Genomic DNA, 12892 nt, shown 5'->3' on the forward strand with positions numbered 1-12892 from the left:
GTGACTCGGCCGTCCGCATGCGGACGGCCGAGCGATTGCCGCCACCCCCCTCGCGCGGACGGTCCAGACCGAGATCGAACACAAACAAGAACACAAACAAGAGAGGGGGGCGTCCATGGGACGCTTCAAGAACGCCATCCGCGTCGCGGGCAAGGGCCTGTGGGGCGTACTGGTGGTCCTGGTGGCCATCGCACGGTGGATCATCGGCCTGCTCCTGCTCGGGCTGGCGATCACCACGGTGCCGTACGTGCTGTACGCGCTCTGGCACTTCATGGGGCTCTACGGCCTCATCCTGCTGGCGGTGCTGATCACGCTGATCGTGTGGATCGCCAAGAGGTCCCGCAGTTCGAAGCGATTACCTTCGAATGAACGCGCGCGGCACTAGCGGCCGCGCGCCAACACGAATTCGTGTCGCCGCACCTGTCGGCGGCGCGAATTTCTTTTTGTCCGCCGCCTGTCCGCCGTCGTGTCCGGGCCGGCCGATGCTCCGCCGAGGTCAGTCGTCGGGCGAGTCGTAGCTCGGGTCCACGGACTCGGGGGACAGGCCGAGCAGGTCGGCGACCTCCTCGACGAGCAGGTCGCGGACGAGGCGCGCGATCTCCGCCTCGCCGGTCGCGCGGGCCTCGGTGGGACGGCGGAAGACCACGATGCGCACCGGCCGCCCGCCCTCGCCGGGGACGGTCTGCCCGAGCGGGACGGGGCCCTCGAACCCCGGCTCGACGGGCGGCACCTCCTCGACCGAGAACCGGACCTTCGCCAGTTCCCGGCCCCAGCGCAGACCCAGCCGGCGCACCTCGTCGTCCACGAGGTCGTCGAACCGCTCCGCCCGGGTGCGTGAGACCGGCGCCTGTGGGGGTGTCAGAGGACCACGGACGCCACGACCGTGCCGATCGCGACGCCGTACGCCTGCCACACGGGATCGCACGCCACCAGAGTACCTCCGCGCCCCGGGGTCCCCGCGCCGGGGACGCCGGTTGCCACAGGAGCCGGACGGTGTCCAGGTGCCGCACGGTGAGGGTCGGGGACCATACGGAATGTAGTTGTTGCCCCGGAAATCGCCCGGTAACGGCGACACGTGCGCCCGGGTGGTGGCGGAGCCGGTGGGAGGGAGGTACGGTCAGCCATCGTGAGCCCCGTCCGTACCTGCTCCCGCACCGCCTGCAAGGCGCCAGCAGTGTTCACGCTCACGTACGTCTACCGCGACTCCACCGCGGTACTGGGGCCGCTTGCCACGTACGCCGAGCCGCACTGCTACGACCTGTGCGCGGAGCACTCCGAGCGGCTCACCGCCCCGATGGGGTGGGAGCTGGTGCGGCTGCCGGTCGAGGAGGAGTCCGAGCCCAGCACGGACGACCTGGAGGCCCTCGCCGACGCCGTCCGCGAGGCCGCCAAGCCCACCGCCGGGCCGGGCCAGGAGCCGGTGGGCCAGGGCACCGAGGTGGGACGCCGGGGCCATCTGAGGGTCCTCCGCTCCGAGCCCGCCGCAACGCAGCCCGGCCAGGAGTGACCCCCTTCCCGCCGCCGGGAACCCGCACGAGCGGCCCCGATCCAGCAGGGATGACCGGCGTGGTGGCGGTACGGGACGGGCGCCGCGGCCCGTTTCGGTAGGCTCGTGTCTCTGTCGCTTCTTCCGGGGCGGCGTTCTGCAGGCGGTGTTCTTCCGAGTTCTTCCGAGCAGGGCTCTTTCCGGACGGCGTTCCTCCGGCAGGCGTTCGGGCGGGAGGCGTTCACCGGGCAAGGTCCTTCCGGGCGGCGTTCACCCGGGCAGGGCATTCCGGACAGACTTCTTTCCGGGTAGGGGTTCTTTCCGAGCAGGGTTCTTTCCGAGCAGGGTTCACCTGGGCCGGGGGTCTTCCGGGCCGGGTTCTTCTGGACAGGGAGCAGGAGTGGGCGACCTCGCCAAGATCTTCAAGGCGTACGACATCCGCGGCGTCGTGCCGGACGAGCTCGACGCCGCGACCGCCGAGGCCGCCGGCGCGGCCTTCGTCCGGGTGACGGGGGCGAGCGCGGTCGTCACGGCCCACGACATGCGGGAGTCGTCGGTCCCGCTGTCGGAGGCGTTCGCGCGGGGCGCGACGTCCCAGGGCGCGGACGTGGTCGAGGCCGGGCTCGGTTCCACCGACCTGCTCTACTACGCCAGCGGAAGCCTCGACCTGCCCGGCGCGATGTTCACCGCGAGCCACAACCCGGCCAGGTACAACGGGATGAAGCTGTGCCGCTCGGGCGCCCGGCCGGTCGGCAGCGACTCCGGCCTCTCCGAGATCCGCGAAATGATCGAGAACGGCGTCCCGGCCTATGACGGCGAGCCCGGCACGGTCACGCGGCGCGACGTCCTCAAGGGCTACGCCGACCACCTGAAGACGCTCGTCGACCTGTCGCCCATCCGCCCGCTCAAGGTCGTCGTGGACGCGGGCAACGGCATGGGCGGCCACACCGTCCCCTCGGTCTTCGAGGGCCTGCCGATCGACCTGGTGCCGCTGTACTTCGAGCTGGACGGGACCTTCCCCAACCACGAGGCCAACCCGATCGAGCCGGAGAACCTCCGCGACCTGCAGGCCGAGGTCCGCGAGACCGGCGCCGACATCGGGCTCGCCTTCGACGGCGACGCCGACCGCTGCTTCGTGGTGGACGAGCGCGGCGAGATCGTCGCCCCGTCCGCGATCACGGCGCTGGTCGCCACCCGGGAGCTGGCCAAGCACCCCGGCTCCTCGATCGTGCACAACCTGATCTCCTCGCAGGCCGTCCCGGAGATCGTCGCCGAGCACGGCGGGACGCCCGTCCGGACGCGCGTCGGGCACTCGTTCATCAAGCAGACGATGGCGGAGACGGGCGCGGTGTTCGGTGGCGAGCACTCGGCGCACTTCTACTTCCGCGACTTCTGGTTCGCCGACTCCGGAATGCTCGCGGCCCTTCACGTGCTCGCGGCGCTCGGGCGGCAGGACGGGCCGCTGTCGGAACTGCTCGGCGAGTACACCCGCTATGTCGCGTCCGGAGAGATCAACAGCGAGGTCGCCGACCAGGCGGCCGCCGCCGCGAAGGTCCGGGAGGCCTTCGCCGGGCGGCCCGGCGTCACGACCGACGAGCTGGACGGGCTGACCGTGAGCGACGAGGCCGGCGGATGGTGGTTCAACCTGCGGCCGTCCAACACCGAGCCGCTGCTGCGCCTCAACGCCGAGGCGGCCGACGACGCGACCATGGCGGCCGTCCGCGACGAGGTCCTGGCCCTCGTCCGGGAGAAGTGACCCGCCGAGAAGCGACCCGCCGAGAAGCGACCGGGCCGAAGAAGAAGCTCGCCGAAGAAGAAGCACCGCTGAGGAAGTGACGCTGGTATGACGATGAAGCTCGACTCCTGGCTGATGGAGATCCTCGCCTGCCCCAACTGCGGCGGCGGGCTCCGCGCCGACGAGGCCGCCGCCGAGCTGGTGTGCACCGGCTCGTGCGGCTACGCCTACCCCGTCCGCGACGACATCCCCGTCCTGCTCGTCGACGAGGCCAGGACGCCCGCTCCGTGACGCAGCGGCCGGACCCTTCGCGGCTGGAGGACGCGGCGGCGGCGGAGGCGGCCGACCCCGGCGGGATGCTGCGGCAGGTCGCCTCGTCGGCGGCGCAGGTCCGCGAGGCGCAGCGGGCGGCGGCCGAGGCGGGGATCTCCGCGCTCGCCGAGGACGGCAGGCCCCGCGCGATCGTGGTCACCGGCATGGGCGGCTCGGGCCTGTCGGGGGACGTCCTCGCCGCCGTGTGCGGCGTGGGCTGCGCCGTCCCGGTGACGACGGTGCGCGGCTACCGGCTGCCCGGCTGGGTCGGCGCGGCCGATCTCGTCATCGCGGTGTCCTGCTCCGGGGAGACGGAGGAGACCCTTGAGGTCGCCGCGGAGGCCGGCCGCCGCGGCTGCAGGCTGCTGTTCGTCGGCGGGGCGGACTCGTCGCTCGCGGCCCTGTCCGACAGGAGCCGCGGGCTGTTCGTCCCGGTCCGCTCGGCCGGGCAGCCGCGCTCGACGCTGTGGGGCCTGACGATCCCGCTGGTCCTCGCCGCGCGCACCCTGGGCCTGGCGGACGTGCCCGACGCGGTCCTGGAGTCCACCGCCGGGCTGCTGGAGGACGTCGCGCACCGGTGCCGCCCGTCCAGCGAGCCGTTCGTCAACCCCGCCAAGCGGATCGCGCTCGACCTCGCGGGAGACGTGCCGATGGTGTGGGGGTCGTCCGCGCCGGCCGCGGCGGCGGCCTACCGGCTGTGCTGCCAGCTCAACGAGAACGCCAAGTACCCGGGCGTCTTCGGTGAGGTCCCGGAGGCCGACCACAACCAGGTGATGGCGTTCGACGGCTTCTTCGCACCGCGGAGCGGCCCCTTCGACGCGGACGACTTCTTCCGCGACCGTGTGGACGACCCCGGGCCCGAGCACGGGCTGCACCTCGTCGTCATGCGGGACGTCGACGAACATCCGCAGGTGCGCAGGCGGTGCGAGGCGTCCGCCGAGATGGCCCGCGACCGGGGCGTATCGGTCACCGAGATCCGAGCCGAGGGAGAGCATCCGCTGGAAAGAATCGCGACACTGATCGCGCTGGCGGACTACATCACGGTTTACTTGGCTATCGCGCTGGGCGTGGACCCCACTCCGGTGCCGGTCATCCAAGAACTCAAGGCGAGGATTTCCCAGGTATGAGTGCAGAGGGCGGAACGAAGGCGATCATCGCCGCGTTGCTCGCCAATACCGGAATCGCGGCATCGAAGTTCGTCGCGTTCCTGTTCACCGGTTCGTCGTCGATGATCGCCGAGTCGGTCCACTCGGTGGCGGACGCCGGAAACCAGGCGCTGCTGCTGCTGGGCGGAAAGCGCGCCAAGCGCGGCCGTACACAGCAGCACCAGTTCGGCTACGGGCGCGAGCGCTACTTCTACGCGTTCGTCGTCGCGGTCGTCCTGTTCACGATCGGGGCGATGTTCTCGCTGTACGAGGGCTATCACAAGATCTCCCACCCGGAGGAGCTCAAGTCCCCGGGCTGGGCGTTCGGGGTGCTGATCGCCGCGATCATCATGGAGATCTTCTCGTTCCGCACCGCGATCGTGGAGTCGAACCGCGTCCGCGGCGACCAGTCCTGGTGGACGTTCATCCGCCGCGCGAAGGCTCCGGAGCTGCCGGTGGTGCTGCTGGAGGACCTGGGCGCCCTCGTGGGCCTGATCTTCGCGCTGTTCGGCGTCACGATGGCCGTGGTGACCGGCGACGGTGTGTGGGACGGCATCGGCACCATCGGGATCGGTGTCCTGCTCGCCGTGATCGCGGTGATCCTGGCGTTCGAGACCAAGAGCCTGCTGATCGGCGAGGGCGCCGACGCCGAGCTCGAGCGGGGGATCGTCGAGGCGCTGGAGTCGGTGGAGCAGGTCGACCACCTCGTCCACATGCGCACCCAGTACATGGGCCCGGAGGAGCTGCTGATCGCCGCCAAGATCGCCGTCAGCCACGACGACACGGCCGCGGACGTCGCCCGGGGCATCGACGCCGCGGAGGCCAAGATCCGGGAGTTCTGCCCGGAGGCGAAGCTGATCTATCTGGAGCCCGCGCTGAGCGAGCCCTCGGCCAAGAGCGTCCCGGAGCCCGCGGAGAGCCCGGAGGCGAACTCAGAGAAGTCGGGCTCGGAGAAGTCGGGCCTGGAGAAAACGGGCACGGAGAAGTCGGGCTCGGAGCCCCCGGCATCGTCCTGATCCCGTCCGGACGCGCGCTTGTCCGGCGAGGGGTCTTGGAGGACCATGGGACCCCTCGCCGGACGGCCGCCGTCTGCCGATCGACCCCAGCCCAGGCGAGACCGGCGAATGCCTCCGAGGAGGCCCGTACCACGGCCGTCCGGCAAGGTGCTTCCCATGTGTCCCCGCCCGGACCCCTGAAGCCGGGCGGTTCTGGTGTGACCGCGGTGGCCCCGCCGAACCCCTACGTCGGCGGGGCCACCGTCGCGGTCACGGTTAAGACACTACGTTCGCGCCGGTGTCCGGCACGTCCCCCTCAGGGAGGGAACGCGCGTGGTACTCCAGGTGGACTCGCCTCGCCCGCATACATCCGCGCGGTGAGGCGACCGCGCGTCCCAGAGGCCAGTATTGAGGGGTGAGCTCCGACGACAAGGCCCGGACCGGACCCGATCCCGCGGGGTTCGGCCCAGCGCTCGCGCACCACGCGTGGCGGCTGTCCGGCCGGATCGTAGCGGGTGTGGGGCAGCTGCTGCTGTGGATCCTCACCGGCATCGGCACCCTCCTGCGCCCGGCGGCGGCCCGGCTCGCCGCGCGGCTGAACGGCGGCATGGGACGCCGGCCGTCCCCCGGCATGCCCGGCGGCGCCCCGGCGGACGCGACGGCGCCGCTGCCGCGCTGGATCAACGCCTGGCGGGAGTTCGCGGACGCCTGGTACTTCGCCCCGCTGACCGGCCTCGCCCTCACCGTGGCGGCGCTGGCCGAGCTGGCGCCGCGCGCCGAGTCGCCGATCAGCCTCGCGGGCGGGTTCGCGGTCGCGGCGACGCTCCCGCTCGTCTGGCGCCGCGAGAGCCTGCGCCCGGTCGCGGCCGTGGTGCTCGGCGCGGTCGCGGCGAACCTGCTCACCGGCGCGGACCTGCTGATCACCACCGGCTTCGCGGCCCTCTACACGCTGTACGCGCTGGGCCGTCAGCTGCCCCGCCAGTCCACCGGCGTGCTCGCCGCCGGGAGCGTCGCCACCCTCGCGGTCGTCTACCTGGCCACGGGAAGCCTGGACGACATCCCGTGGCCGGCGCCGTTCGTCGCGGTCCTCGCCGCGATCGGCCTCGGGGACGCCCGCCGCGTCGTGGAGTCGGCCGGACGGACCGAGGCGGAGGCCGCCGAACGCACCAACGAGACGCTCACCCGGCTCACCGTCGTCCAGCGGGAGCAGGCGGTGATGCGCGAGCGCGCCCGCATCGCCCGCGAGCTGCACGACGTCGTCGCGCACTCCGTCTCCATGATCGCGGTGCAGGCCGAGACCGCCCCCTACACGATGGACGACCTGTCGCCCGAGGCCCGCGCCGGCTACACCGAGATCGCCAAGACCGCGCGGGACGCGCTCGTGGAGATGCGGCGGCTGCTGAGCGTGCTGCGGGCCGACGCCACGCCGGAGCCCGAGACGGCCAACTCGCCGCAGCCGCGCCTGGACCGGCTGCCCGACCTGATCGACCAGCACCGCGGCGCCGGCGGCGAGGTCGACCTCGCCGTGCACGGCGACCCGCGCGCCCTGTCCACGACGGTGGAGCTGTCGGCGTACCGGATCGTCCAGGAGGCCCTGACGAACGCCCGGCGGCACGCGCCCGGCGCCGGGGTGCGCGTCGACTTGATGTTCATGCCGGACCGGCTGGCGGTCCGCGTCCGCGACGACGGCTCGGCCCAGGGGCAGGCGCACGCAGGGCAAGATCATGCGGGGCAGGGCCCCTCCGCGCCGACCCGCGTCCTGAACCGCGACGACCCCGGCTCCCGTACCGCGGTACTGAACCCCGCGGGCGGGAACGCCGCGGACGCCGGCCGTACCCGACTGGAGGCGCCGGAGTCCGTTGGCGGACATGGCCTCGTCGGGATGCGGGAACGTGCGACGATGCTGGGCGGACGGTTCTCCGCCGGCCCGGCCACCGAGGGCGGGTTCCTGGTGGAGGCCGAGCTTCCGCTGTCGAGTGAGGGGAAGACCACCGGTGCACACGGTTCCGAGGCGCCCCCCGGCGGGCGTTGATCCCCGCCGTGGGGCCCGTCGTGCCCGCCTTCGCCAGGTGAGGCGGCAGCGGTGATCAACGTGCTGATCGTCGACGACCAGACGATCGTGCGGGCCGGGTTCGCCGCCCTGCTCGACGCCCAGGGCGACATCTCCGTCATCGGCGAGGCCGGCGACGGGCGCGAGGCCGTCCGGATCGCCGAACGGAACCGTCCCGACGTCGTCGTCATGGACATCCGGATGCCCGGCATGGACGGCATCGAGGCCACCCGCCGCATCCTCGCCCTCTCCGGCTCGGAGGGCGTCCGGGTCCTGGTGCTGACGACGTTCGACGTGGACGAGTACGTCTACGAGGCGCTCGCCGTCGGCGCGAGCGGCTTCCTGCTGAAGGACGCGACGGCGGACGAGCTCGTCTCGGCCGTCCGGGTGGTGGCGCGCGGCGACTCCCTCCTCGCCCCGCAGGTCACCGGACGGCTCATCCGCGAGTTCACCAAGCAGCGGCGCAACAGGCCGCAGGCGCCCTCGGAACTGTCCACGCTGACGGCCCGCGAGTCGGAGGTCCTCGTCCTCATCGCGGGCGGCCTGTCCAACGGCGAGATCGCGGAACGCCTCGTGGTCAGCGAACACACCGTCAAGACGCACGTCGCCCGCGTCTTCACCAAGCTCCACCTCCGCGACCGCGCCCAGGCCGTCATGCTCGCCTACGAATCCGGCGTCGTCGTCCCCGGTGAAAGCACGTACTGACTAGGACCGGCACACTCCGCTCGCCTGGCGGCCGCTGTGTTTATTGCAGTCCTGGCCCACTGCGCTCGCCTGGCGGCTCGCTCCGTGACCTGGCCTGTGCGAGCGCGAACCGTCCTCCAGCCCCCACCCACCACCATCCAAACGACGAGCTTCGCTCGGCCATCACCGGCGATCTTCCCGGTGAGGCTCGCCTCCGGCGTCGCCTCACCGGTCAGTTAGCGCGCTCGCGTGCGTGGCCGGGGTCACCAGGAACCATGACGGCGGAGGAGGCGCAATGGCCTCTCTTCTTCGCGGTTACGGACGGCGGCGGAGGAGGCGCATGGCCTTCTCCTTTTCGAAGTCGAGGGCGCGGGCCGGGGGCGCGGAGAGGCGGCCGATGCGTTCGCCCAGTTCGCGTACGTGCGCCTGCACCTGCGGTTCGGCCAGGACGCGGAGGCCGAACGCCAGCTCGGCCGGGCCGATGTCGTAGCGCTTCTCCAGGGCGAGGGCGAGGGCGACCGCCCGCAGCTCGGTGTCGCCGAACTGGCGGTGCCCGCCGCCGCGCCCGCGCGCGGAGATCCCCTCCCGGGTGGCCGGCAGCAGCCCGAGGGCCTCGCGGTAGCGGAGCATGCGGGGCGAGGTGCCGAGCCGCCGGGCGGCCTCAGTGATGCGCATGGACCGATTCTGACAAATAAGTGTCAGAAAGTCCCGTCCGGTCGTGCCAGGGGCCACCCGGCGCGCTTAGACTCACGGCGTCGACGCCACCGTTCGCACGAGCGGTCACGACCCGCGAACAGACCGCGTGCCGAACCGCACCCCGCGGATCCACCGCAACCACCTCCACGATCGAGGAGCAACGAAAGCATGGACTACAAGGTCGCCGACCTTTCGCTGGCCGACTTCGGGCGCCGGGAGATCCGGCTCGCCGAGCACGAGATGCCGGGCCTGATGGCGGTGCGCGAGGAGTACGCCGCCACCAAGCCGCTGAGCGGCGCCAAGATCATGGGCTCGCTGCACATGACGATCCAGACCGCCGTGCTGATCGAGACGCTGGTGGACCTCGGAGCCGACGTCCGCTGGGTGTCCTGCAACATCTTCTCCACCCAGGACCACGCCGCCGCCGCGGTCGTCGTGGGCAAGAACGGCTCCACCGAGAACCCGCAGGGCGTCCCGGTGTTCGCCTGGAAGGGCGAGACGCTCGAAGAGTACTGGTGGTGCACCGACCAGGCGCTCCAGTGGCCGGACGGCACCGGCCCGAACATGATCCTGGACGACGGCGGCGACGCGACCATGCTGGTCCTCAAGGGCGCCGAGTACGAGAAGGCGGGCGCCGTCCCGACCGCCACCGCCGAAGACCCCGAGGAGTGGGGCGTCGTCCTCGACACCCTCCGCCGCACCATCGCCGACAAGCCCGGCCGCTGGACCGAGACCGCCGCCGGGATCAAGGGCGTCACCGAGGAGACCACGACCGGCGTCCACCGCCTCTACGAGATGGCGAAGGCCGGCACGCTCGCCTTCCCGGCGATCAACGTCAACGACTCGGTCACGAAGTCGAAGTTCGACAACAAGTACGGCTGCCGCCACAGCGTCCTGGACGGCCTGAACCGCGCCACCGACGTGCTGATCGGCGGCAAGGTCGCGGTCGTGTGCGGTTACGGCGACGTCGGCAAGGGCTGCGCGGACGCGCTCAAGGGCCAGGGCGCCCGCGTGATCGTCACCGAGATCGACCCGATCTGCGCCCTCCAGGCCGCGATGGACGGCTACCAGGTCACCACCCTGGAGGACGTCGTCGACAGCGCCGACATCTTCGTCACCACCACGGGCAACTTCAACATCATCACGGCCGACCACATGAGCCGGATGAAGCACCAGGCGATCGTGTCCAACATCGGGCACTTCGACAACGAGATCGACATGGCCGGCCTCGCCAGGATCCCCGGCATCGAGAAGATCGAGATCAAGCCGCAGGTCCACGAGTGGCGCTTCCCCGACGGCCACTCCATCCTCGTCCTCGCCGAGGGCCGCCTGATGAACCTGGGCTGCGCCACCGGCCACCCCTCGTTCGTGATGTCCAACTCGTTCACGAACCAGGTCATCGCGCAGATCGAGCTGTTCACCAAGACCGACGAGTACCCGGTCGACGTCTACGTCCTGCCGAAGCACCTGGACGAGAAGGTCGCCCGCCTCCACCTGGACGCGCTCGGCGTGAAGCTCACCGAGCTGACCAAGGAGCAGGCCGCCTACATCGGCGTCCACGTCGAAGGCCCCTACAAGCCGGACCACTACCGCTACTGAGTTCATGGCGGTGCCCGTGGCGGAGGGCGCTGGGGCGCCCTCCGCCACGGGCACCGCGTGCGATTGCCACCGGACGCGATCGCGACGGTTCCGGGTCGTCGCGTGGCTCGTGTGCCGGCTGGTGTGGTCGTAGGAGTGGTGCGGCGGTTCGTCGCCTTGAGGGGTGCTGATGAGCGATATCGCGGATGCTTCGCTGGCGTACGAGGGCGTCAAGCGGATCGAGTGGGCCGACCGGAGCATGCCCGTTCTGCGGCAAATCCGGGAGCGGTTCGCCGAGGAGCGTCCACTGGACGGGCTGAAGGTCGCGGCGTGCATGCACATCACGACCGAGACCGCCGGGCTCATCCGGACCCTCCAGGCGGGCGGCGCGAGTGTCGCGCTCGCCGCGTCCAACCCTCTCTCGACACAGGACGACACCGCCGCGGCGCTCGTGGGCGAGTACGGGGCGGACGTCTTCGCGCGGGCGGGCACCGACCGCGAGGGGTACTACGCCCATATTCACCAGGCACTGGAGACCGGGCCCGACCTCGTCCTGGACGACGGCTGCGACCTGGTCAACACGCTGCACATCGACCGGACCGACCTGCTCGGCACGGTCAAGGCGGGCTGCGAGCAGACGACGACGGGTGTCATCCGCCTGCACCAGATGGCGTTGGAGGGGGCGCTCCGCTTCCCCATGGTCGCGGTCAACGACACCGCCACCAAGCACATGTTCGACAACCGGTACGGCACCGGCCAGTCGACCCTGGACGGCATCATCCGCGCGACGAACACGCTCCTGGCCGGCAAGACGGTCGTCATCGCGGGCTTCGGCTACTGCGGGCGCGGCCTGGCCGAGCGTGCGCGCGGCCTCGGAGCCCGCGTGGTCGTCACCGAGATCGACCCGGTCAAGGCCCTGGACGCGGTGCTGCAGGGCTTCGCCGTCCAGCCCATGGCCGAGGCCGCCGTCGACGGCGACGTCTTCATCACGGTCACCGGTAACCGCGACGTGGTCAACGGCGAGCATCTCGCGGTGATGAAGGACGGCGCGATCCTCGCCAACTCCGGTCATTTCGACGTCGAGATCGACGTGCGCGCCCTGGCCGAACTGGCCGTCGAGGTCCACCGCGAGGTTCGCCCGCAGGCCGACGAGTACGTCCTCGCCGACGGCCGCCGCCTCGTCCTTCTGGCGGAGGGCCGGCTGGTCAACCTGGCCGCCGCGGAAGGCCACCCCGCCGCCGTCATGGACATGTCGTTCGCCGACCAGGCCCTCACGTGCGCGTGGCTCGCCACCGCCCACTCGGCACTGTCCCCGGCCGTCCACGACGTCCCGAAGGAGATCGACACCGAGGTCGCCCGGCTCAAGCTGGCGTCGATGTCCATCTCCATCGACCTGTTGACCAAGGACCAGGAGGACTACCTTCACTCCTGGCGCATCGGGTCCTGAGCCGATGCCCGCCGGCTCCTACCTCCATCTGGACGAGGACCTTCACTCGGACGAAGGGCTGGAAGAGCGCTTCCGGTGCGCGCCCGGCCCCGGCGGCTGGCGCTACACGTCCCAGCGGTCCGACGGCGTCCGCGTGGACCTCGTCGTGGACGCGCGCTGGCGGCAGATCCGCCTCGAACTCGTCACCCCCACCTGGTGGCTGCGCGGCGGCGTCACCGGTCCCGAGGTCGCCTGGGTGCGCGCGGCCGGGGAGACCGGCACCGAACACACCGAACGGGCGTCCGGCTTCCTGTCCGACTCGCCGGGTTTCCTCGTCGCGATCGCGCACTCTCTGGACCTGGACGAGAACGCGGAGACGGACGTGCGTCTCGTCCGGCTGAGCGGCCCGTCCCTTTCACCGCTGACGGCCACCTGGCGGTGGCGCCGGGCCGGAACGTCCACCTACGAGACCGACACCGACCCGCTCCCGGTCTCGCAGTACGACGTCACGGACCTGTCCACGGGGGAAGTCGAAACCGTGCATATGGCGGGCGACGTCGTCCTCGCGGCCCCAGGTGTGGAACTCACCGAGTTGGAATCCCCGCCCAATCTCCGGGCCTGACGCCGTGACGGGCGGCCTTTGTCGATAAGGTCTAACTTCTGCCGATCGGATCATGCATCGGTCGATCGGTCTCGCATCGGTCGATAAGATCTCTTACCTCCCTAGGTGATCAGGAGTCCGCGCTCGTGTACGGCCAGCCACCGGGCGGGCAGCCGCCGCCTCC

13 protein-coding genes are annotated in these 12892 nt (G+C 71.3%); 11 read left to right on the forward strand and 2 right to left on the reverse strand.

Going from position 1 to position 12892, the window contains the following annotated elements; genetic code table 11:
* Positions 1 to 115 precede the first annotated feature (115 nt).
* Positions 116 to 385, forward strand: a complete 270-nt coding sequence (locus E1281_RS29735; RefSeq protein WP_131883035.1) for a hypothetical protein — start codon at positions 116 to 118, stop codon at positions 383 to 385.
* 111 nt (positions 386 to 496) lie between these two features.
* Here E1281_RS29735 and E1281_RS29740 read toward each other — a convergent pair whose 3' ends face one another.
* A complete protein-coding gene (locus tag E1281_RS29740; RefSeq protein WP_131883046.1) occupies positions 497 to 913 on the reverse strand; it encodes a metallopeptidase family protein in 417 nt (138 codons plus the stop codon).
* Between the two features lie 213 nt (positions 914 to 1126).
* Here E1281_RS29740 and E1281_RS29745 point away from each other — a divergent pair, with 213 nt between their 5' ends.
* The 7 genes from E1281_RS29745 (at position 1127) to E1281_RS29775 (ending at position 8428) form a co-directional block, all read left to right on the forward strand.
* Positions 1127 to 1507: a DUF3499 domain-containing protein gene (locus tag E1281_RS29745; RefSeq protein ID WP_131883036.1), complete on the forward strand. Its 381-nt coding sequence runs from the start codon at positions 1127 to 1129 to the stop codon at positions 1505 to 1507.
* 379 nt (positions 1508 to 1886) lie between these two features.
* A complete protein-coding gene (locus tag E1281_RS29750; RefSeq protein ID WP_131883037.1) occupies positions 1887 to 3242 on the forward strand; it encodes a phosphomannomutase/phosphoglucomutase in 1356 nt (451 codons plus the stop codon).
* 93 nt (positions 3243 to 3335) lie between these two features.
* Positions 3336 to 3512 (forward strand): Trm112 family protein, encoded by a 177-nt coding sequence (locus E1281_RS29755; protein ID WP_347813319.1) that lies wholly within the window; start codon positions 3336 to 3338, stop codon positions 3510 to 3512.
* Positions 3509 to 4660 carry an SIS domain-containing protein gene (locus E1281_RS29760; RefSeq protein ID WP_243717548.1) on the forward strand — a complete coding sequence of 384 codons (1152 nt, stop codon included), beginning with the start codon at positions 3509 to 3511 and terminating at the stop codon, positions 4658 to 4660. Before E1281_RS29755 ends, E1281_RS29760 begins: the two co-directional genes overlap by 4 nt.
* Entirely contained in the window at positions 4657 to 5694 is a 1038-nt protein-coding gene (locus E1281_RS29765; protein ID WP_131883039.1) for a cation diffusion facilitator family transporter, read from the forward strand. The genes E1281_RS29760 and E1281_RS29765 overlap by 4 nt, the downstream gene beginning before the upstream one ends.
* Before the next feature lie 394 nt (positions 5695 to 6088).
* Positions 6089 to 7705: a histidine kinase gene (locus tag E1281_RS42205; protein WP_131883040.1), complete on the forward strand. Its 1617-nt coding sequence runs from the start codon at positions 6089 to 6091 to the stop codon at positions 7703 to 7705.
* A gap of 51 nt (positions 7706 to 7756) precedes the next feature.
* Positions 7757 to 8428 (forward strand): response regulator transcription factor, encoded by a 672-nt coding sequence (locus E1281_RS29775; RefSeq protein ID WP_131883041.1) that lies wholly within the window; start codon positions 7757 to 7759, stop codon positions 8426 to 8428.
* A 294-nt stretch (positions 8429 to 8722) separates the two neighbouring features.
* Here the strand turns inward: E1281_RS29775 and E1281_RS29780 are convergent, their stop codons facing one another.
* Positions 8723 to 9082: a MerR family transcriptional regulator gene (locus E1281_RS29780; RefSeq protein WP_131883042.1), complete on the reverse strand. Its 360-nt coding sequence runs from the start codon at positions 9080 to 9082 to the stop codon at positions 8723 to 8725.
* Positions 9083 to 9271: 189 nt separating this feature from the next.
* Here E1281_RS29780 and ahcY (E1281_RS29785) point away from each other — a divergent pair, with 189 nt between their 5' ends.
* The 3 genes from ahcY (E1281_RS29785) (at position 9272) to E1281_RS29795 (ending at position 12729) form a co-directional block, all read left to right on the forward strand.
* Complete coding sequence (gene ahcY, locus E1281_RS29785; RefSeq protein ID WP_131883043.1) at positions 9272 to 10702, forward strand: adenosylhomocysteinase; 1431 nt, start codon at positions 9272 to 9274, stop codon at positions 10700 to 10702.
* A 169-nt stretch (positions 10703 to 10871) separates the two neighbouring features.
* Entirely contained in the window at positions 10872 to 12128 is a 1257-nt protein-coding gene (gene ahcY / locus E1281_RS29790) for an adenosylhomocysteinase (protein WP_131883044.1), read from the forward strand.
* 4 nt (positions 12129 to 12132) lie between these two features.
* Entirely contained in the window at positions 12133 to 12729 is a 597-nt protein-coding gene (locus tag E1281_RS29795; RefSeq protein ID WP_131883045.1) for a hypothetical protein, read from the forward strand.
* Positions 12730 to 12892 lie beyond the last annotated feature (163 nt).

It is taken from the genome of Actinomadura sp. KC345 (genome assembly GCF_004348515.1).
Taxonomy (GTDB): Bacteria; Actinomycetota; Actinomycetes; order Streptosporangiales; family Streptosporangiaceae; genus Spirillospora.